Origin of the sequence: Afipia sp. GAS231, from assembly GCF_900103365.1 — a bacterium.
In the GTDB taxonomy this organism is placed as follows: Bacteria; Pseudomonadota; Alphaproteobacteria; order Rhizobiales; family Xanthobacteraceae; genus Bradyrhizobium.
In genome coordinates, this window is the sequence record NZ_LT629703.1 from 5344544 (window position 1) to 5363525 (window position 18982).

Consider the following 18982-nt stretch of genomic DNA (forward strand, 5'->3'; position numbering starts at 1 on the left):
GTCACCACATATACCGCTGTCGTCCCTGCGAAAGCAGGGACCCATAACCACAGGTGGTTCTAGTAAAGCGGGACAGAGGCCACAAGCAGTTTGCTTGGGCCCAGAGGTCACGGCGTATGGGTCCCGGCTCGCGCTTCGCTTGGCCGGGACGACAGTTACGCCTCGCCCTCGGTATCGAACATCGCCGCGCTCATCGCTTCCGCGGCGGTCTTGCCGGCCCAGACCACGAACTGGAACGCGGGGTAATAGCGCTCGCAGCCATGGATGGCGCCGACCAGCATGGCCTCGCATTGCGCGGCCGAGGCGGTCAGCCCGCCCGGCAGCACCAGCGCCTGCCGGTGCATGATCATGCCGGTGTGGTTCCAGATGTCGAAATGGCCGACCCATAGTTGCTCGTTGATCGCGGCGATCAGCCGCTGCACCTCGCCGCGCCGTGCGGCGGGAATCTTCATGTCGAAGGCGCAGGCCAGATGCAGCGCTTCGATCTCGGGCATCCAGGTGAAGGAGAGCTGGTAGTCGGTCCAGCTTCCCTTGGAGACGATCGTGACTTCGTCTTCGCCGGAGCGCTCGAACGCCCAGTTGTTATCGGCGGCGATATCCTCGACCACCGCGAGCGGATTGATCCGGGAATCGATAGTGCCTTCGAGGAGGGACATTCCGTCTCGACCTTGTTCTTGAAGTCTTTTGATACGCAACGGGAAACGGCACGCGCTGAACTGCTACGTCGCGGCCGGCTGCAGTCCCCTGATCGCCTTGATCGTGCCGGGGGCTGCCGGGCTCAAGTGATGTGATTTGCGGAATCCGCGCAACTCACCCAAGAGTCCGTCCACAGGCCAAAGCGCCGTCGTCCACAGCTCATGACCGTCATACACGTTAACTTTTGGAACAAACCGGAATCGGATTCACGGAAGCGTGAATCGGGCCCGCCGGCGACGCGTCGATGCGCCAGCGTGCTGCCCTAATGGTTAATTTTTTGTAAACGCGTGCTGCTTGCGAATCCTATTCCGGCTTGATGCCGGCGGTGCGGACCACCTTGCCCCACTTCTCGGTTTCGTCCGCGATCAACTTGCCGAACTCGGCCGGCGAGCCCGGCATGGTCTCGCCGCCGATCGCGGCGAGCTTGGCCTTCATGCCGGGATCGGCCATCGCGACATTGATTTCCTTGTTGAGCTTGTCGACGATCTCGGCCGGCGTGTTTTTCGGTGCGGCGAAGCCGTACCACTGGCTGGCTTCATAGCCCGCCACGAAATCGCCGACGCTTGGCACCTCCGGCAGGTCGGGCATACGCGCGGCTGTCGTCACCGCGAGCGCGCGCAGCTTGTTTGTTCTGACGTATTCGGCGGTTCCGGGGGCTGCCGCAAACAGGATCTGCACCTGGCCGCCGAGCAGGTCCGTCATCGCCGGGCCCTGGCCGCGATAGGGCACGTGCACCATGTCGACGCCGGTCATCATCTTGAACAGCTCGCCGGCCATATGCGGCGCGCTGCCGCTGCCGGCCGAGGCCATGTTGATCTTGCCCGGATTGGCTTTCGCGTAGGCGATGAATTCCGGAATCGTCTGCGCCGGCACCGAGGGGTGCACCAGCACCACCATGGGCACGCGGATGACGGCCGCGACGGGTGCGATGTCGCGCACGAAATTGAATTTGAGATTGTCGTAGAGCGAGGCGTTGACCGCGTTCGGCACCGTGGCGAGCAGCAGCGTGTAGCCGTCGGCGGCCGAATTGACGACCGCTTCGGTTCCGATGTTGCCGCCGGCGCCGGTCCGGTTTTCCACCACGAAGGGCTGGCCGAGATGGTCGGCGAGCCACTGGCCGATCAGGCGCGCGGTGATGTCGACGCCGCCGCCTGCGGCAAAGCCGGCGATGATGCGCGTCGGCCGGGTCGGATAATCGAGCGCAAAGGCAAGCCGCGGCAGGGCCGGCGTGATGGCGGCGGTTGCTGCGAGTTTAAGGAAATTGCGGCGGAGAAGTTTCATGCTGTTGCGCCCCTGTTGACGACAAGGCTATCCCAGTTGCCGCGACCTGAGTAAAGGCGTGGACCTGCCCTGTTCCGGGGGCATGGGGACATGCCAATTCCCGATGCCAAAGGTGCTTGCCCCTGTCTCGGCGTTTCGTCATATTTGGCTTTAGGTCGTCCATTCCGGGCGGCCGATGTTCTCAGGGCGGGGTGAAAATCCCCACCGGCGGTAAGGGTGACGTAGCCCAAGCCCGCGAGCGCCTTCTTCTCGTCCAGACTTTCTTGGGGCGCGAAGGAGGGTCAGCAGATTCGGTGTGACTCCGAAGCCGACGGTTATAGTCCGGATGAAAGAGAACGGTTGCGGCGGCCTTCGCGCGTTTGCGCGTGGGTCAAAGTCGTTCCGTGTGCCCTGATTCTGGTCCTGAAAGAGGAAAGCCATGAATCAGATGTTGCAAGAGCCTGAAGTCAAATCCCAAACCGAAACTTCTGAAATCGGCCACCCGCCGGATACGCCGGTGCGTCCGCTGGCGCCCAGCCATCCGCGTTTCGTCAAGCCGCAGCGGGTCGCCTTCGTGCAGGCGTCCTGGCACCGCGACGTGGTCGAGGAATGCCGCATCGCCTTCCTCGAGGAGATCGAGGCGCGCCATATCTCGCGCGCACAGGTCGATCTGTTCGAGGTGCCCGGCTCGTTCGAAATCCCGCTGCATGCGCAACTGCTCGCCAAGACCCGGCGCTACACCGCGATCGTCGCGGCCGGCCTGGTGGTCGACGGCGGGATCTATCGCCACGAATTCGTCGCCGACACCGTGATCAAGGCGCTGATGGATGTGCAGTTGAAGACCGAAGTGCCGGTGTTCTCGGCGGTGCTGACGCCGCAGCAGTTCCACGAGAGCGCAGTGCATCACGACTTCTTCCGCAAACATTTCGTCATCAAGGGCATCGAAGTCGCGGAAGCCTGCGCCAACACGCTGCACAGCCTGGAGCGGCTGAAGGGCCAGGTCGCGGCGGGGATAGTGTAAGCGTTTTCAAACGAGAGCCTGCCCCGCACCGCGATAGCGGGGCAGGCGTCCGTTCGTGCCGGGAAAACACGATCTATTAATAAGAGACGGCAATCGACTGATTGTCATTTCCGATGCCGCACCTGTAAAGTCGGCGCGGGAGGAGGCCGGCCCGTGATGACGGGCGGCCGAGACGATCATGTTCGAAGGACACGATCCCTATCTCGTCGCGCTCTCGGTGGCGATCGCGATTCTGGGTGGTTACACCGGCTTCGGCCTCACCGCGCGCATCCGCGGGACGCCGGACGCCAGTCATCGCCTGCTGTTGGCCGGCGCCGCGTTCTTTCTCGCCATCGGCATCTGGACCATGCACTTCGTCGGCATGCTAGCAGCGCCCTTGCCGCCGGGCACCGTCTATCTGGTGCTGCCGACCATCGTCTCGTTCCTGATCTGCGCGCTCGTCGTCGGCATTTCCCTGTTCTTTGTCAGCGTCGGTGATCCCCCGGTTTCCCGCGTCGTGTCCTCGGCGGTGTTGCTCGGGGTCGGGATCGCCAGCATGCACTATGTCGGCATGCACGGATTATCCGGCGATTTCGCCATGACGCACGACACCGCCATGGTGGTGCTGTCGGTGGTGATCGCGATTGCCGCCGCCTATGGCGGCCTGCGCGCGTTCCTTGCGCGGCAGGGTGGTGTGCAACTGGCGCTGAGCGCGGTTGCGTTCGGCGTCGCGGTGTCCGGCATGCACTACACGGCAATGGACGGCATGCATCTGGTTCCGCCATCGGAAGGGATGCACCACCATATCGAGGGATTGGCGGCATCGTCGCAGATGCTGTCGCTGGTGGTGGCGCTGCTCTGTTTCGTCATTGCCGCCGGCTTTCTGCTGTCGCTGGTGCCGGATCCGCGCAACAAGGTTGCGATGACGGCCGCCGCAACGCCGCAGGCGGTCGGTCTTGTCGCGGAAATCCCGCCGACGGATGCCAATGCTGTTCCCACCAGTCCGCGACTGCGGCCGACGCCGCTCGGCGGCATCGGCCAGCCGCCGCGCGCGGCGCCGGCGCCACGGCTGCCGGTCGAAGGCGCCGACGGCACCCATTTCATCGACTCTGCCGATGTCCGCAGCGTGCGAGCCGACGCTCATTACACCAAGGTGCATGACGGCACCCGGGAGCGGATGTGCCCGTGGTCGATCTCGGAGGCCGAAGCCCAACTCGACCCCGGCCTGTTCGTCCGGGTGCACCGCAGCCACATCGTCGCGATCCCGCATGTCACGCTGGTGCGCAAGGAAGGCGACGGCGCGATCGTGGAACTCGACGGCCCGTCGCCGCACCGGGTCCCGGTCAGCCGCGCCAAGATCGCCGAGGTCAAGGCAAGGCTGGGTTTGGCCCGGCGGCACGCGTAAAACCGGCTTCCAGTCTACGACCGTCATCCTGAGGAGCTGCGAAGCGGCGTCTCGAAGGACGACAGCCCGACTGTTTCATCCATCGAGGCTCGCTTGCGCTCGCACCTCAGGATGACGAACCCATTAGGTCGCCTAGTCTGACGCAATTCGTGCGCGAAACTCCGCATCTCGTGCGAATTCCCCGAACTTGTGCCCCTCGGCTTGCGGCTCAAAACGCCGAGAGTGAGCCTCCGCTCCAACGTCCATCCGCCCCGTAAGGGCCAGCAACGGACGAATGGAGGAGACGAATGATCCCAGGACCATTCAATTATCACCGCCCGGCGACGGTCGCCGACGCGGTCAAACTGCTCTCGACCCTGGGCGACGAGGCCCGGCCGCTGGCCGGCGGCCACAGCCTGGTGCCGATGATGAAGCTCAGGCTCGCGACACCAGAGCATCTGGTCGACCTGCATGGTGTGGCCGGGCTCAAGGGCATCTCTCGCAGCGGCAACACCATCGTGATCGGCGCCATGACCACCCAGCACGAATTGCTGGCATCCGACGAGATCGGAAAGTCGTTGCCGATCCTGCACGAAACCGCCGTCCTGATCGCCGATCCGCAGGTGCGCTACCGCGGCACCATCGGCGGCAACGTCGCCAATGGCGATCCCGGCAACGACATGCCGGCGCTGATGATGACGCTCGGCGCGAGCTACCGCCTCGAAGGCGCGTCCGGCGCCCGCAATGTCGCGGCCAGCGAATTCTACCAGGGCGCCTATTTCACGTCGCTCGAGCCCGGCGAACTCCTGACCTCGATTTCCATTCCGGTCCCCGCCGCCGGTCACGGCTACGCCTACGAGAAACTCAAGCGCAAGGTCGGCGATTACGCCACCGCGGCCGCAGCCGTCGTGCTCACGATGGCGGGCGGCAAGGTCGCCACCTGCGCGATCGGCCTCACCAACCTCTCCGAGACGCCGCTGCTGGCCGCCGATGCCGCGAAAGCTGTGATCGGCACCAGCCTCGATCCGGCCACCTTGAAAAAGGCGGCGGCTGCGGCGGTCGCGATCATGTCGCCGGCCGCGGATGCGCGCGGCCCGGTCGAATACCGCAAACATGTCGGCGGCATCATGGTGATGCGGGCGCTGTCGCGCGCCGCTGCCGGCGCCAGGTAAGGGGGGAACGATGGCAAAGACTCACGTCACCATGAAGGTGAACGGCGCCGAGGTCGAAGGCCTCGTCGAACCGCGCACGCTGCTGGTGCATTTCATCCGCGAAAATCTCGCTTTGACCGGCACCCATATCGGCTGCGAAACCACCCATTGCGGCGCCTGCACGATCGATATCGACGGCATGTCGGTGAAATCCTGCACCATGTTCGCAGTACAGGCGCAAGGCTCCGACATCATGACCATCGAAGGCGTTGCCAACGCCGACGGGTCGCTGTCGGCGCTGCAGGAAGGTTTCCGCATGATGCACGGCCTGCAATGCGGCTTCTGCACGCCCGGCATGATTTTGCGCGCGCAACGGCTGCTGAAGGAAAATCCGTCACCGACCGAAGCCGAAATCCGGATGGGCATATCGGGCAATATCTGCCGCTGTACCGGCTACCAGAACATCGTCAAGGCGATCCAGTACGCCGCCGCCAAGATCAATGGCGTTGAATTCCAGGAGGCTGCGGAATGAACGACATGACTCCCACGCGGGAACAACGCGAAGCCAAGCTCGAAGGCATGGGCTGCAAGCGCAAGCGGGTCGAGGACATCCGCTTCACCCAGGGCAAGGGCAATTACGTCGACGACGTCAAGCTGCCGGGCATGCTGCACGGCGATTTCGTCCGCTCGCCGCATGCCCATGCGCGCGTCAAATCGATCAATTCGGAAGAGGCGCTGAAGGTGCCGGGCGTGCTCGCGGTCATCACCGCCGAGACGCTGAAGACCGTCAACCTCGCCTGGATGCCGACCTTGGCCGGCGACGTCCAGATGGTGCTGGCCGACGGCAAGGTGCTGTTCCAGAATCAGGAAGTCGCCTTCGTGGTCGCCACCGATCGCTATGCCGCCGACGACGGCATCAACAAGGTGGTGGTCGAATATGAGCAGCTCACCCCGCTGATCGATCCGTTCAAGGCGATGGATGCGGATGCGCCGGTGCTGCGCGAGGATCTCGCCGGCAAGATGACCGGCGCGCACGGGCCGCGCAAGCATCACAACCACATCTTCGAATGGACCGTCGGCGACAAGGATCTCACCGATGCCGCGTTCCGCAAGGCCGAGGTGACGATCAAGGAGATGATCTCCTATCATCGCACCCATCCGTCGCCGCTGGAGACCTGCCAGTGCGTCTGCTCGTTCGACAAGATCAAGGGTGAGCTGACGATCTGGGGCACGTTTCAGGCGCCGCATGTGATCCGCACCGTGGTGGCGCTGATCGCAAAAATTCCCGAACACAAGATCCACGTCATCGCCCCCGATATCGGCGGCGGTTTCGGCAACAAGGTCGGCGCCTATCCCGGCTATATCTGCGCGGCGGTCGCTTCCATCGTGACCGGCAAGCCGGTGAAATGGGTCGAGGACCGCATCGAGAACCTGACCGCGACCTCGTTCGCGCGCGACTACCACATGACGACTGAAATCGCGTCGACCAGGGAAGGCAAGGTCACCGGCCTGCGCGTCCATGTGCTGGCCGATCACGGTGCGTTCGACGCCTGCGCCGATCCGTCGAAATGGCCGGCCGGCTTCTTCAACATCGTCACCGGTTCGTATGATTTCCCGACCGCGCATCTGTCGGTCGACGGCATCTACACCAACAAGGCGCCGGGCGGCGTCGCCTATCGCTGTTCGTTCCGCGTCACCGAGGCCGCGTATTGCATCGAGCGCGGCATGGATATCCTGGCGCAGAAACTGGGAATGGATCCGGCCGAGCTGCGGCTGAAGAATTTCATCAAGCCGGAGCAGTTTCCGTATCACTCGGCCCTGGGGTGGGAATACGATTCCGGCGATTACCACACCGCCATGCGCAAGATGATGCAGGCGGTCGACTATGCCGGCCTGCGCAAGGAGCAGGCGGAACAGCGCGCGGCGTTCAAGCGCGGCGAGACCCGCGAGATCATGGGGCTCGGCGTGTCGTTCTTCACCGAGATCGTCGGCGCCGGCCCCTCGAAGAATTGCGACATCCTCGGCATTGCGATGTTCGACTCCTGTGAGATCCGCATGCACCCGACCGGGGCGGGCATCGCCCGCGTCGGCACCAAGAGCCAGGGCCAGGGTCACGAGACCACCTGGGCGCAAATCATCGCCACCGAAATCGGCATTCCCGCCGACGACATCATGGTCGAGGAAGGCAATACCGACACCGCGCCTTACGGACTCGGCACCTACGGATCGCGCTCGACGCCGGTGGCGGGTGCTGCGATCGCCATGGCCGCGCGAAAAATCAAGGCCAAGGCGCAGATGATCGCGGCCTACAAGCTCGAAGTCCACGAGGGTGATCTTGAGTGGGATATCGACGGTTTTCGCGTCAAGGGCCTGCCGGAGAAGTCGATGTCGATGAAGGACATCTGCTGGGCGGCCTACAACTCGGTACCCCCCGGCATGGAGCCCGGCCTTGAAGCGGTGAGCTATTACGATCCGCCCAACATGACCTATCCCTTTGGCGCCTATATCTGCGTCATGAACATCGACGTCGATACCGGGGTCTACAAGGTCAGGCGCTTTTACGCGCTCGACGATTGCGGCACCCGGATCAACCCGATGATCATCGAAGGCCAGGTGCATGGCGGACTGACCGAAGCCTTCGCGATCGCGATGGGCCAGGAGATCCGCTACGACGACGAAGGCAACGTCGTGACCGGATCGTTCATGGACTTCTTCATGCCGACCGCGGTCGAGACCCCGCATTGGGAAACCGACTTCACCGTCACCCCGTCGCCGCACCATCCGATCGGCGCCAAGGGCGTCGGCGAAAGCCCGAATGTCGGCGGCGTGCCGGCGTTCTCCAATGCGGTCAATGACGCGTTTTCGTTCCTGGGCAGTACCCATATCCAGATGCCGCATGACTTCTGGCGCAACTGGAAGGCGGCGAAGAATCTAGGAGTGTTTGCGTGATGCGAAGGAAGGTGCCTGAACCGTCATTGCGAGCGAAGCGAAGCAATCCAGCTTTCTTACAAAGCAAGAGAAACTGGATTGCTTCGTCGCTACGCTCCTCGCAATGACGAAAGTAAGAGGCATTAAATGAAAACCCGCGACGAAATCGCGCAAGCCCTCGCCACTGCCGGCTATATCGCCGACGGCGAGCTCGCGACCGCGATCTCGCTGATGCAACTGCTCCGGCGTCCACTGCTGCTGGAAGGCGAGGCGGGTGTCGGCAAGACCGAAGTCGCCAAGGCACTGGCATCCGTGCACGCGACCGAACTGATCCGCCTGCAATGCTATGAGGGGCTGGATCAATCGGCGGCGCTGTACGAATGGAATTACCAGCGCCAACTGCTGTCGATCCAGGCCCATCGCGGCGACAACCCCGACGCGGTCGAGGACCAGATCTTCTCCGAAAAATACCTGCTGGAGCGGCCGCTATTGGCCGCGATCCGCCGCGACCAGCCGCCGGTGCTCTTGATCGACGAGATCGACCGCGCCGACGACGAATTCGAGGCGTTTCTGCTCGAACTGCTGTCCGACTTCCAGGTCTCGATCCCCGAACTCGGCACCATCAAGGCAACCACGATCCCGCATGTGGTGCTGACCTCGAACGGCACCCGCGAACTCTCCGACGCGCTGCGCCGCCGCTGCCTCTATCACTATGTCGATTATCCCGACACCGACCGCGAGGCGCGCATCATCATGACGCGGATCGAAGGCGCCGGCGCGTCGCTGTCGCTGCAGATCGCGCGCATGGTCGAAAGCATCAGGAAAGAAGAGCTGCGCAAGGTGCCGGGTGTCGCCGAGACGCTGGACTGGGCGGCGGCTTTGGTCGGGCTCGACGTCCGCGACCTGCACGATGCGCCCGAGACCGTGCATGAAACGCTGATGTGCCTGCTCAAGACCCACGAGGACAGAGCGCGGATGGGCCGTGAAGTCACCGAACGGTTGCTGGGGAAGGTCGCATGAGCTGCTGCGGCACCACACCCGACATCCATGAAGTCAACGAGGTCTCGCGCCTGGTCTCGGCGAAACTCGCGGCGTTTCTGAAGACGCTACGCGACAGCGGCTTTGCCGTCGGTCTGGCCGAAGGCCAGGACGCGGCCTCGCTGATGACCGCGGGGTACGTCGCCAAGCCAGGCCTGTTGCGCTCGGCATTCAAGCATCTGTTCTCGGCACGCAAATCCGACTGGGAAAAGTTCGACGGCATCTTTGATGCCTTCTGGCTCGGCAAGCGGATTCGCTCCCGCTCGACGACCACAGGCTCGGCGAAATCAGCCAACAATCCGTCGCTGAAGAGTTTGCCGAACACCCGGCCGGAGCCGAGCGCCGGCGGCGACACCGCGATGGATCAGATTCCGTCGGCTGACGGCGCCGACGATGTTGACCGATCCGGCGAAGGCCGCATGGAGGGCGCCTCGTGGGCCGATCAGCTCGCCGAAATCGATTTCCGCAAGATGGCCGACCCCGCGCAGATCGAAGAGGCGCATGCTGCCGCCGCTCGCCTCGCGCAAACCATGCGCACGCGGCTGACGCGGCGCGATCTGGCGCGGCGGCGCGGCACCCGGCTCGATCTGCGCCGGACCATTCATAGCAATATCAGCCATGGCGGCGTGCCGATCGTGCTGGTCAAACGCCAGCGCAAGGAGAAGCCGCTGCGGCTCGTCATGCTGCTCGACGCGTCAGGTTCGATGAGCATGTATACCGGCGTGTTCCTGCGTTTTATCCACGGCGTGCTGGACGAGTTTCGCGAGGCCGAGGCGTTCCTGTTCCACACAAGGCTCGCGCATGTCTCCGACGCCATGAAGGAAAAGGATGCCGCGCGCGCGCTGGATCGCCTGTCGATCATGGCGCAGGGCGCCGGCGGCGGCACCAAAATCGGCGAGAGCCTGCAGACCTTCAACCGCTGGCACGCCGCGCGCGTGATCCATTCGCGCACCGTGGTGATGATCGTTTCCGACGGTTACGAGACCGGCGATGCGGCGCTGCTCGGCCGCGAGATGGCGGCGCTCGGCCGCCGCTGCCGTCGCATCGTCTGGCTCAATCCGATGATGGCATGGGAGGGCTACGCACCGGAGGCCGCGGGCATCAAGGCGGCGCTGCCGCATGTCGATCTCTACGCGCCGGCCAACACGCTGAAGAGCCTGACCGCGCTCGAACCGTATCTGGCGAAACTCTGATGGCGAACCTGCAACAGCGACGGCAGCGCACCCCCTCTCCCGCTTGCGGGGGAGGGTTGGGGTGGGGGGGCCGCCGCGAGTCCCACTGTTCGTGTGGAGAGAGTTTCCCCCACCCGCCGCGCTCGGGCGCGCAATTGCGCTGCCGCGCGCGTCGACCTAAGAGCGAGCTTCGCTCGTCTCGACCCCCGCAAGCGGGAGAGGTGAAGGGAGCAAGCCCATGACCGCGCATGTCGAAGTGATGGACCTGGTGGCGCAGATGAAAGCGGCCGAGCAGGCGTTCGTGCTGGCCACGGTTGTCCGCACGGTGTCGGTGACGGCGGCAAAGGCCGGCGCCAAGGCGATCATCCGGCCCGATGGGACGATCGTGGCGGGGTGGATCGGCGGCGGCTGCGCGCGCGGCGCGGTGTTGAAGGCGGCGCGCGAGGCACTGGCCGACGGCGAGCCGCGCATGGTTTCGGTGCAGCCGGACGATATGCTGGCCGAACTCGGCGTCAAGCCCGGCGAGAACCGCGATGGCATCCGCTTTGCCAGCAACATGTGTCCGAGCAAGGGAACCATGGATATCTTTGTCGAGCCGGTGCTGCCGCATCCGTCGCTGGTGGTGTTTGGCGCCAGCCCCGTGGCGATGTCGCTGGCGGCGCAGGCGCGGCAACTCGGCTATCACGTCACGCTGGCGGCGCCCGCGAATGATCTGTCTGTGGTGCCCGATGCCGATACATTGATCGACGGCTTTGCGCTCGGCGAACTGCATCACGCCAAGCGCTTCATCGTGGTCTCGACGCAAGGCAAGGGCGACGAAGCCGCGTTGCGCGCGGCGGTTGCGACCGACGCCGCCTATCACGCCTTCGTCGGCAGCCGTCGCAAGATGACGGCGCTGCGCGAAAAGCTGGTCGCTGCCGGGGTGTCGCCGCAAGCGCTCGACCGCGTCAAGGCCCCGGCCGGGCTCGATCTCGGCGCCATCACGCCGGAAGAGATCGCGATGTCGATCCTGGCCGAAATCACCGTCGAACGGCGCAGAGGCCAGCGTGCCGCCAATGTTTCTCAAGGGAGTTGAAGACAGATCATGCAGATGAGTGACAGCCAGCGCATCCCGGCCTCGAAGGAAAAGGTCTGGGCCGCGCTCAACGATCCCGCGATCCTCAAACAGTGCATTCCCGGCTGCGAGGCGCTCGACATGTCGTCGCCAACCGAGATGACGGCGACCGTCGTGTTCAGGGTTGGCCCGGTGAAGGCGACCTTCGGCGGCAAGGTGACCTTGTCCGATCTCGATCCGCCCAACAGCTATCGCATTTCGGGCGAGGGTTCCGGTGGCGTCGCCGGCTTCGCCAAGGGCGGCGCCACCGTGCGTCTGGAGTCCGACGGTCCCGACACCACCGTGCTGCATTACGACGTCGACGCCCAGATCGGCGGCAAGCTCGCGCAACTGGGTTCGCGGCTGATCGATTCCACCGCGAAGAAACTCGCCGGGCAGTTCTTTGCCTCGTTCGGCGAGGTGGTCGGAGGCACGGTCCCGGCCGCCTGATCTGCCGCAATTGCCCCGGTTTGGGTTTCGGCTATGCTGGCCGCAAAACAAACAGGGAGAAACGTGATGGCCGGGCAAGACTCTTCAGATTGGCTCGGCCTGTCCGGCCGCGTCTGCGTGGTGACGGGCGGCGGTGGCGGCATCGGTCGCGCCACAGCGCTGAGCTTTGCTCAGGCAGGTGCCAGGGTCGCCGCGATCGATCGCGACGAACGCGGCCTCGAGGTCACGCACACCGAACTGCTCAAACTGGGCCGCGACCATGTCGTGTCGCCCTGCGACACGTCGAGCGCCGACAGCGTCATATCAGCGGCGGAGCAGATCGAGAAAGCGCTGGGGCCGTGCCACGTGCTGGTCAACACCGCCGCGGTGCTGCGTCCCGGCGGGCTCGATACTCTGTCTCTGGCTGAGTGGAACGCGGTGCTTGCGGTCAACCTGACCGGCTATTTCCTCTGCGCGCAGATTTTCGGCCGGCAGATGCGCGCGCAGGGCCGTGGCAGTCTGGTTCATGTGTCGTCGATCGCCGGCAGCAATGCGCAGGGCCACAGCGGCGCCTACAGCGTCAGCAAGGCCGGCGTGATCATGCTGTCGCAGCAACTGGCCAACGAATGGGGCCCGCACGGCATCCGCAGCAACGTCGTCAGCCCCGGCCTCGTCATCACGCCGATGAGCCAGTCGTTCTACGATACGCCGGGGGTTACCGAGCGGCGCAAGGCTGTGGTGCCGATGCGGCGGATCGGCATGCCGCAGGACATGGCTAACGCCATCCTGTTCCTCGCCAGCGACCGCGCGTCCTATGTCAGCGGCGACGAGATCACCGTCGACGGCGGCTTTGTGCGAATGCTGATGAACCTGGTGCCGCGACCGGGATTCGAATGAGACGCCGGCGGCGCCCGCTTGTGGGCGGCGTTTCAAAATGCCTTTCGGAGCCGCCACATCAGGATCGCGACGACGGCCCAGCCCACCGAGGCCGTGGCGATCGTGATCCCGAATGACATGCCGATAGGGCGGATCGATACGACAAGGGCAAAAACCAGCAGCCCAGCGCTTCCCCATGCGGCGCCGGCGGCGTCCAGCGCGGCTGCCTCGCGGCCGCGGCGCTCGCCTTGCATGCCCTTCTCACGCTTTCGCCGGCGTTCATGGGTTTCGATCATGGTGGCGCCGGCGCAGAACACCGCCGGGAATGCCAGAAACAGTCCGCCGACATCGGGACCGTACGCGTTCGCCACAACACCCGCGAAACACGTGGCCAAGCCGCCCAACGCGAAGCGGGCGACGAATTCGTACCAGCGGCTTTCCTTCAGCGCCGACCATTTGAAACCGATCATGGGCCTACCCGGCGATCAGGTGCAGGAGGCCGAACGAGGCTCCAAGCCAGACGAGAATGGCTGTCGAGCTGGCCGCCCATGCACGCGATTGCAGGCGCATCAGAAGCTGGCACGTCGTCACGCTGAACAGCGCAAACGCAATGGCGCCGATCGCCATGGATCGGGCTTCCGTCGCCACATAGCCGAAGCCATGCTCGGAAAAGGCGAGGGCGAGCGTTGCCAGGGCGACCGATGGCGCTGCGCCGAACAGCCCGGCAAAGCTCTTGGGCCGCAACACATCGCCCAGCAGCGCAAAGATCGAAACCGCCAGCCCGCCGGCCATGAAGCGCAATAGATGTCCAGTTAAACGAACTCTCGGTCCTGGGTTCCTCCGCCCGGTGCCGGGAACCGGCGTTCGGATGCGGCGTTCCTGATCTATGCCTGTGACCATCCGGCCAACCTCGGCGGACGTAAAGATTGCGCATGCGGTCGCGCGTCACACCGACCGGCAAACCGAGCGAGTATCAGAAGCGCTAACCTGGGGAGCCGACGAGCACGTCCTGTGCGCCGCCGCCGGGCTCTGGTGGCTTTACGCGCGCATGCAGCCGCGTCAACGCGAGGCCGCCAATCACGTCCTGCTGACCACCCTGGCCGCGACCGCGTTGCCGCATCTCCTGAAGGGCATCTTCGATCAGCGGCGACCCGACCGGCTGACCGTGCTCGGCCATCTGCACGGCATTCCAATCTCCGGCAAGCCGCTGGACGCTTTTCCTTCAGGTCACGCCATTCACGTCGGCGCCATCGCGTCGGCCGCCAGCGAATTGCCGCGCCGGCAGCATCTCGCCGTGTGGGGCCTGAGCGGTGGACTGCTGCTTACACGCATCGTGATGCTCGCCCATTGGACCAGCGACGTCGCATGCGGTCTTGCGATCGGAGTCCTGCTCGAACGGTCGCTGCGAAAGTTCACGGGCTTCGGCAAAAAGTAGAAACCGCTCCCGCGCGTCAGCGGGAGCGGCTCTATTACATTCGGTTCTCGTTACTTGCGGTTCTTGTCGAGCGCCTCGGCCATTTCGAGATGATGCTGGAGCGCTGGCAGCGTTTTGCCGGCCCAATCCTTCAGGGCGTTGTTGTTGCCGCCCTTGGCGTAGCGTTCGAACAGCGACACCGCATCATGTTCGATGCTCCTTCAAGCGGCGGCTTCGTAGTTGACCGCGGTTTCCGCGATCTTCGTCAGGGTATCGTCCGTTTTCCTCTCCTCGGCCAAGGTCTGGTCGAGCAGCTTGGCTGCTTGCGGCATGTTCAGTTTTCCAGCCCAGGCCTTCAGCGTGCCATAACGCGAGATTTCGTAATGTTCGACGGCTTGCGCGGCTGCCAGCAGGCCGGCGTCCAGTGCCGGGGTGCCGGCATATTCTTCCATGACTTCCTTACCTTCATCGAGAATGCCTTCGATCGCATCGCATTTCTTGCCGCGCGCCGCCTTGCCCAACAGCTCGAAGATCTGTTCCAACCGCTCGATCTGGCCTTCGGTCTCGTCGTGGTGCTTTTCGAAAGCGGACCGCAGCTTGTCGGACTGAGCCGCCTTCGCCATTTTCGGCAGCGCCTTGAGGATCTGCTTTTCAGCGTAGTAGATGTCTTTCAGGGTATCGAGGAACAGGTCGTTGAGGTTGGCTTCGGTCATCGCAGGAATCCTTCGCGGGAGTTGATGTTGCGGCCGATCAACGGTTATTGAATGCATTCGTTCCTATGCGGTGAGGTCTTCCCAGATTTCGGGAAGTGTGTCGGCCGTAGTGAGGTCGATCTGCTCGGTATAGCGAAGCCGGTACATGGTCATCAGCCCGTCGTGGCCCTCGTCCGAGGATTCGAGCCCAAAATTTTCACATTCGCGGGAACCTGCAATGACCGGTGGCGGTTGACCGTTGCGGCAGCCGACCTGCCGCACCCCGTGACGGCCCTGGCTCCTCCCCCGAAGCTGGGGCCGTATCTTTCTCTGCCCCCGTTTCTGCCGAGGAACCATTTGATCGTGATCGCTTTTGCTCATCTTGGAGGTGCAACATGAGCAAGGAAGCGACGAAAGACGATTCCCGACGGCAGAGCGGTGGCTCTCACTCACAGACAAACGAGCCTTGGAAGGGTAATCCGGAAAAGGAACAGCGCTCCGGCACGAAGAAGTCGGACCCGGACAAATGGCAGGAAACCAACACGCACTGAGCAACGCTGGAGGAGAATGAAATGACAGATGCTCGAGTTGGGCAGCCCTTGTCGACCGAGGAAGTGAAAATCCGGGAGGCCGCTGATCAAAACTACAGGGAATTGGAAGGCGAATTGATCCCGGGGGCGCGGCCCCTCGACAAGCTGCTCGACGCGCTGCGTGCGAGAACGCGGGAGGCGCCGCTTCAGGCCCTTGCGGTAGCCTTCATTCTTGGCGCGATGGCGGTGCGGCGCTAGCCAGACGCGGTATCCGAGAAAAAGCCGACGGGCGTGACGCCGTCGGCTTTTCCTTGCGACTGCCGGCCCGGCGTCCGGTTCTGTCGCAATTCCGCACTGATACTGCGGCCGGATGGTTAATCGAAAGTTAAGATGTCAATTCGTGGTTATACGGTCTCGGCGAGCGCGGCCTCGTACTTGAGTTCATTTGCGGGAAGGACGGGTGGCGTCGGTCAGATCCTCGCCACCAGTTAGAACGGCGCGCGGCAATTGAACCGGGCGGGTGAAGTCCAAAGCGCCGTTGGTCGTCGAGGCGATTCCGTAAAGCGCCGGCAAAAGCGCGGCGCCCTCGGTGCACGAGTCGGGTCGCCTCGCAATGACAAAATGGCGGCAATGCCTGCGACAAAGTAACCCGACGGGCAAATCAGAAAAAGTCAGTCCAGCCCTTCGCATAAAAATAAAGTTGTGGCGCCGTCGGGCAAATCAGTCGTTTAACTTCGCCCGTCTCGCGGCAACAAGAGGGGCGATCGCGATCGTCACGACGTGCGGTGGGATGCGGTGGACGCGGGGCTGCGACTGACGAGCGCGGCTTTTGCGTACGGCGAAGTCGTTTGGGTTCGACGCCCCGATGCAGGCGTCAAGTTCGAGGGCGGCCAACGCTGCCCGAGGGCGATGGTGTCACGAAAAGCAGGGTCACCAGGACGATCTCGTATAAGCCGTAAAGCCATTGCGCAGGGAAGGCCGGATGCCTCCGCCAAACCTGTATGCTTGCGTGCACCATTCTGTTGCAACTATCGCACGCAAGACCGCGGGTGCGGCGCGCACCCGGTCTTCCCTGCGCCCTCTTATTGGAGAGGGCGAGGTTACGAGCAAAACTTCGGGCAGAACATGCCGCGAGATCGCGAAGTCGTATTCAGACCTATCAACGTCATTGCCTGCAACAAACGCAAAGCGTTTGTGCAAGGGAGCGAAGCGACGCGGCAATCCAGCTTGCGGCACAAAGTAAGGCTGGATTGCTTCGCGGAGCCTGTCATCGGGCGCGCATTCGCGCGACCCGTTGGCTCGCAATGACGGGGAGAGGCCGAGCATTCCCACAGCAGTCATCACCCGCGAAGGCGGGTGATCCAGTATTCCAGAGAATTTGATGATGGAATCGATAAGCCGCGGCGTACTGGATCCCCCGCCTCCGCGGGGGATGACAACCAGAACCTCAGTCGAACAGGCTCGACACCGACTCTTCCGACGCGGTGCGGCTGATGGCTTCGCCGATCAGGGGCGCGATCGGCAGCGTGCGGATGTTGGCGGCCTTGTTGACCGCTTCCGTCGGCAAGATCGAGTCGGTGATGACGAGCTCTTTCATCTTGGAAGAGGCGATGCGGGCCGCAGCGCCGCCGGACAGCACGCCGTGCGAGATGTAGGCGTAGACTTCCTTGGCGCCGTTGTTGATCAGCGCGTCGGCCGCGTTCACCAGCGTGCCGCCGGAATCGACGATGTCGTCGACCAGGATGCAGGTATAGCCCGCGACCTCGCCGATCACGTTCATCACTTCGGATTCGCCGGCGCGTTCGCGGCGCTTGTCGATGATGGCGAGCGGGGTGTTGATGCGCTTGGCGAGGCCGCGTGCGCGGACCACGCCGCCGACGTCAGGCGATACCACCATGACATTGGCGAGGTCGAAGCGTTCCTTGATATCGCGCACCATGACCGGCGAGGCGAAAAGATTGTCGACCGGAATATCGAAAAAGCCCTGGATTTGGTTGGCATGCAGGTCGAGCGTCATGACGCGGTCGACGCCGGCATGCGTGATCAGGTTGGCGACCAGCTTGGCCGAAATCGGCGCGCGCGAGCCGACCTTGCGGTCCTGCCTGGCGTAGCCGAAGTAGGGGATGACAGCGGTGATGCGGCGCGCGGAAGCCCGGCGCAGCGCGTCGGTGATGATCAGGAGTTCCATCAGGTGGTCGTTGGCCGGGAACGACGTCGACTGGATGATGAAGACGTCGGAGCCGCGGACGTTTTCCTGGATCTCGACGAAAATTTCCATGTCCGCAAACCGGCGGACGACCGCCTTGGTCAGGGACAGGCCGAGCCCGTTGGCGATTTCCTGGGCGAGCGCCGGATTGGAGTTGCCGGCGACCAGCTTGATCGAGCCGTTCTTGGCCGACATTGACGCTTCTCCTCGCGCCTTGCTGGATACGACGTTCAGCATATCGAGAATTCCTCGGAACCGGCGCGTTTCGACGAGCGAGGAGATATCAGGCAGGCGGCTCGGCTGGCAACCCATTGCCCCGGTTTTCCCGGGCAAAAATAGGCCGTTACGGGACAATTCGGGGGTATTATTACTGGCCGGTATAGCTCAGCGCCGCGACGCCAAATGCACCCTCCGCGGGTGCCGCCGGCTCCGTGCTCGCGACCGCCGGCCCGCGGCGGCCCGGGGCAGGGGCGGGCGCCGGCGTCGCGTCAGGCGTGCCGCTGATCATGTTGCTCAGCCCGCTCAGGCCGGCTTGCGCGATTTTCCGCAACAGCAGGTCGTCGGCCGCCGCCCAGGCGTCGCGTCCGGCCTTGCCGGCCGGCTCCTCGCCGGAGAGCCGCAACGCGCGCTGCTGGTTGTTGTCATAGACGTCCCAGACCCAGGCGATCACGGCCTTGCCGCGAACCACCTGCGCCGAGAGATAGCTGCGCACGCGGTAGGACGCGCCGCCCTCGCGCGAGACGATCGAGAGGTTGCGAAGCTTCGACTCGGAGTCGAGAACGCCGACCATGCGGTCGAACACTTGCGGCGGCGGGCCGTCGATCGATTCGAAGGCCACGGTGGGGCCGCTGCCGGGACCGGGCGCCATTGCGAACGAGCCGCTGGCGGCACCCCCGCCGGCGCAGCCGCCGAGCGCGGAGGACACGACCAGCAGCACCGCGGCGATCATCGCGCGCGGAATTCGCAGGCACAGGGCTGTGATGACGTCCCTCATCGTCCCCTGCGATATCGTTAAAATCCATTAAGGTCTAGGGCAACGAAACCGCAACGAAGTGCGGCCGATATTGGGATTTGAAAATTTTCGTGAAAGTTGAAGCACTTCCGCAAACAAGA

The 18982-nt window shown here is 63.9% G+C and carries 20 protein-coding genes, 1 pseudogene and 1 riboswitch; of the genes and pseudogenes, 13 read left to right on the forward strand and 8 right to left on the reverse strand.

Annotated features, from left to right (window positions below):
• Nucleotides 1–155: 155 nt before the first annotated feature.
• The gene (locus tag BLS26_RS25250) at nucleotides 156–656 is read right to left on the reverse strand and encodes a YbjN domain-containing protein (RefSeq protein WP_092515289.1); all 501 of its coding nucleotides are present in this window, start codon (nucleotides 654–656) and stop codon (nucleotides 156–158) included.
• A gap of 343 nt (nucleotides 657–999) precedes the next feature.
• Nucleotides 1000–1977: a tripartite tricarboxylate transporter substrate binding protein gene (locus BLS26_RS25255; protein WP_092515290.1), complete on the reverse strand. Its 978-nt coding sequence runs from the start codon at nucleotides 1975–1977 to the stop codon at nucleotides 1000–1002.
• A 173-nt stretch (nucleotides 1978–2150) separates the two neighbouring features.
• Nucleotides 2151–2318, forward strand: a riboswitch (FMN riboswitch).
• Between the two features lie 77 nt (nucleotides 2319–2395).
• Here BLS26_RS25255 and BLS26_RS25260 point away from each other — a divergent pair.
• From BLS26_RS25260 to BLS26_RS25305, 10 genes are all read left to right on the forward strand, one after another.
• Entirely contained in the window at nucleotides 2396–2977 is a 582-nt protein-coding gene (locus BLS26_RS25260) for a 6,7-dimethyl-8-ribityllumazine synthase (RefSeq protein ID WP_092515291.1), read from the forward strand.
• Nucleotides 2978–3155: 178 nt separating this feature from the next.
• Nucleotides 3156–4361 carry an MHYT domain-containing protein gene (locus BLS26_RS25265; RefSeq protein WP_092515292.1) on the forward strand — a complete coding sequence of 402 codons (1206 nt, stop codon included), beginning with the start codon at nucleotides 3156–3158 and terminating at the stop codon, nucleotides 4359–4361.
• Nucleotides 4362–4648: 287 nt separating this feature from the next.
• A complete protein-coding gene (locus tag BLS26_RS25270; protein WP_092515293.1) occupies nucleotides 4649–5512 on the forward strand; it encodes a xanthine dehydrogenase family protein subunit M in 864 nt (287 codons plus the stop codon).
• A 10-nt stretch (nucleotides 5513–5522) separates the two neighbouring features.
• Nucleotides 5523–6023, forward strand: a complete 501-nt coding sequence (locus BLS26_RS25275) for a (2Fe-2S)-binding protein (protein ID WP_092515294.1) — start codon at nucleotides 5523–5525, stop codon at nucleotides 6021–6023.
• Nucleotides 6020–8440 (forward strand): aerobic carbon-monoxide dehydrogenase large subunit, encoded by a 2421-nt coding sequence (locus tag BLS26_RS25280; RefSeq protein WP_092515295.1) that lies wholly within the window; start codon nucleotides 6020–6022, stop codon nucleotides 8438–8440. Before BLS26_RS25275 ends, BLS26_RS25280 begins: the two co-directional genes overlap by 4 nt.
• A 126-nt stretch (nucleotides 8441–8566) precedes the next feature.
• Nucleotides 8567–9439, forward strand: coding sequence for a MoxR family ATPase (locus BLS26_RS25285; protein WP_092515296.1), 873 nt, complete (start codon nucleotides 8567–8569; stop codon nucleotides 9437–9439).
• Nucleotides 9436–10650 (forward strand): VWA domain-containing protein, encoded by a 1215-nt coding sequence (locus tag BLS26_RS25290; RefSeq protein WP_092515297.1) that lies wholly within the window; start codon nucleotides 9436–9438, stop codon nucleotides 10648–10650. The genes BLS26_RS25285 and BLS26_RS25290 overlap by 4 nt, the downstream gene beginning before the upstream one ends.
• Before the next feature lie 217 nt (nucleotides 10651–10867).
• Nucleotides 10868–11704: an XdhC family protein gene (locus tag BLS26_RS25295; RefSeq protein ID WP_092515298.1), complete on the forward strand. Its 837-nt coding sequence runs from the start codon at nucleotides 10868–10870 to the stop codon at nucleotides 11702–11704.
• A gap of 9 nt (nucleotides 11705–11713) precedes the next feature.
• Entirely contained in the window at nucleotides 11714–12172 is a 459-nt protein-coding gene (locus BLS26_RS25300; RefSeq protein ID WP_092515299.1) for a carbon monoxide dehydrogenase subunit G, read from the forward strand.
• A 66-nt stretch (nucleotides 12173–12238) separates the two neighbouring features.
• A complete protein-coding gene (locus BLS26_RS25305) occupies nucleotides 12239–13048 on the forward strand; it encodes an SDR family NAD(P)-dependent oxidoreductase (RefSeq protein ID WP_092515300.1) in 810 nt (269 codons plus the stop codon).
• A 32-nt stretch (nucleotides 13049–13080) separates the two neighbouring features.
• On the opposite strand, the gene BLS26_RS25310 is transcribed toward BLS26_RS25305, so the two are convergent.
• Together BLS26_RS25310 and BLS26_RS25315 are read right to left on the reverse strand one after the other, a co-directional pair.
• A complete protein-coding gene (locus BLS26_RS25310) occupies nucleotides 13081–13497 on the reverse strand; it encodes a DUF3147 family protein (protein ID WP_092515301.1) in 417 nt (138 codons plus the stop codon).
• Between the two features lie 4 nt (nucleotides 13498–13501).
• Nucleotides 13502–13819, reverse strand: a complete 318-nt coding sequence (locus tag BLS26_RS25315) for a DUF3147 family protein (protein ID WP_244542033.1) — start codon at nucleotides 13817–13819, stop codon at nucleotides 13502–13504.
• Between the two features lie 94 nt (nucleotides 13820–13913).
• On the opposite strand from BLS26_RS25315, the gene BLS26_RS25320 reads away from it, so the two are divergent.
• On the forward strand, nucleotides 13914–14462 hold the full coding sequence (locus tag BLS26_RS25320; RefSeq protein ID WP_092515303.1) for a phosphatase PAP2 family protein: 549 nt from the start codon (nucleotides 13914–13916) through the stop codon (nucleotides 14460–14462).
• A 50-nt stretch (nucleotides 14463–14512) separates the two neighbouring features.
• Here BLS26_RS25320 and BLS26_RS25325 read toward each other — a convergent pair.
• Nucleotides 14513–14659: pseudogene (locus BLS26_RS25325) on the reverse strand (DUF4142 domain-containing protein); the annotation flags it as partial.
• Between the two features lie 3 nt (nucleotides 14660–14662).
• Nucleotides 14663–15154, reverse strand: coding sequence for a ferritin-like domain-containing protein (locus BLS26_RS25330; RefSeq protein WP_092515305.1), 492 nt, complete (start codon nucleotides 15152–15154; stop codon nucleotides 14663–14665).
• A gap of 374 nt (nucleotides 15155–15528) precedes the next feature.
• Between BLS26_RS25330 and BLS26_RS36365 the strand changes: the two genes are divergently transcribed.
• Both BLS26_RS36365 and BLS26_RS25340 read left to right on the forward strand, forming a co-directional pair.
• Nucleotides 15529–15684: a hypothetical protein gene (locus BLS26_RS36365; protein WP_172804688.1), complete on the forward strand. Its 156-nt coding sequence runs from the start codon at nucleotides 15529–15531 to the stop codon at nucleotides 15682–15684.
• A 48-nt stretch (nucleotides 15685–15732) separates the two neighbouring features.
• Complete coding sequence (locus tag BLS26_RS25340; RefSeq protein WP_157676587.1) at nucleotides 15733–15921, forward strand: hypothetical protein; 189 nt, start codon at nucleotides 15733–15735, stop codon at nucleotides 15919–15921.
• A gap of 1189 nt (nucleotides 15922–17110) precedes the next feature.
• Here the strand turns inward: BLS26_RS25340 and BLS26_RS25345 are convergent.
• Nucleotides 17111–18064, reverse strand: a complete 954-nt coding sequence (locus BLS26_RS25345) for a ribose-phosphate pyrophosphokinase (protein WP_172804689.1) — start codon at nucleotides 18062–18064, stop codon at nucleotides 17111–17113.
• Nucleotides 18065–18236: 172 nt separating this feature from the next.
• Complete coding sequence (locus BLS26_RS25350; protein ID WP_092515308.1) at nucleotides 18237–18863, reverse strand: hypothetical protein; 627 nt, start codon at nucleotides 18861–18863, stop codon at nucleotides 18237–18239.
• Nucleotides 18864–18982 lie beyond the last annotated feature (119 nt).

Bases quoted from the DNA above. Each gene is read 5' to 3' on its own strand.
- BLS26_RS25315 (WP_244542033.1), bottom strand. From the start codon at position 13,819: ATGGCCGGCGGGCTGGCGGTTTCGATCTTTGCGCTGCTGGGCGATGTG.
- BLS26_RS25260 (WP_092515291.1), top strand. From the start codon at position 2,396: ATGAATCAGATGTTGCAAGAGCCTGAAGTCAAATCCCAAACCGAAACT.
- BLS26_RS25275 (WP_092515294.1), top strand. From the start codon at position 5,523: ATGGCAAAGACTCACGTCACCATGAAGGTGAACGGCGCCGAGGTCGAA.
- BLS26_RS25290 (WP_092515297.1), top strand. From the start codon at position 9,436: ATGAGCTGCTGCGGCACCACACCCGACATCCATGAAGTCAACGAGGTC.
- BLS26_RS25270 (WP_092515293.1), top strand. From the start codon at position 4,649: ATGATCCCAGGACCATTCAATTATCACCGCCCGGCGACGGTCGCCGAC.
- BLS26_RS25330 (WP_092515305.1), bottom strand. From the start codon at position 15,154: ATGACCGAAGCCAACCTCAACGACCTGTTCCTCGATACCCTGAAAGAC.
- BLS26_RS36365 (WP_172804688.1), top strand. From the start codon at position 15,529: ATGAGCAAGGAAGCGACGAAAGACGATTCCCGACGGCAGAGCGGTGGC.
- BLS26_RS25300 (WP_092515299.1), top strand. From the start codon at position 11,714: ATGCAGATGAGTGACAGCCAGCGCATCCCGGCCTCGAAGGAAAAGGTC.
- BLS26_RS25280 (WP_092515295.1), top strand. From the start codon at position 6,020: ATGAACGACATGACTCCCACGCGGGAACAACGCGAAGCCAAGCTCGAA.
- BLS26_RS25295 (WP_092515298.1), top strand. From the start codon at position 10,868: ATGACCGCGCATGTCGAAGTGATGGACCTGGTGGCGCAGATGAAAGCG.
- BLS26_RS25350 (WP_092515308.1), bottom strand. From the start codon at position 18,863: ATGAGGGACGTCATCACAGCCCTGTGCCTGCGAATTCCGCGCGCGATG.
- BLS26_RS25310 (WP_092515301.1), bottom strand. From the start codon at position 13,497: ATGATCGGTTTCAAATGGTCGGCGCTGAAGGAAAGCCGCTGGTACGAA.
- BLS26_RS25250 (WP_092515289.1), bottom strand. From the start codon at position 656: ATGTCCCTCCTCGAAGGCACTATCGATTCCCGGATCAATCCGCTCGCG.
- BLS26_RS25305 (WP_092515300.1), top strand. From the start codon at position 12,239: ATGGCCGGGCAAGACTCTTCAGATTGGCTCGGCCTGTCCGGCCGCGTC.
- BLS26_RS25320 (WP_092515303.1), top strand. From the start codon at position 13,914: ATGCCTGTGACCATCCGGCCAACCTCGGCGGACGTAAAGATTGCGCAT.
- BLS26_RS25255 (WP_092515290.1), bottom strand. From the start codon at position 1,977: ATGAAACTTCTCCGCCGCAATTTCCTTAAACTCGCAGCAACCGCCGCC.
- BLS26_RS25345 (WP_172804689.1), bottom strand. From the start codon at position 18,064: ATGTCGGCCAAGAACGGCTCGATCAAGCTGGTCGCCGGCAACTCCAAT.
- BLS26_RS25285 (WP_092515296.1), top strand. From the start codon at position 8,567: ATGAAAACCCGCGACGAAATCGCGCAAGCCCTCGCCACTGCCGGCTAT.
- BLS26_RS25265 (WP_092515292.1), top strand. From the start codon at position 3,156: ATGTTCGAAGGACACGATCCCTATCTCGTCGCGCTCTCGGTGGCGATC.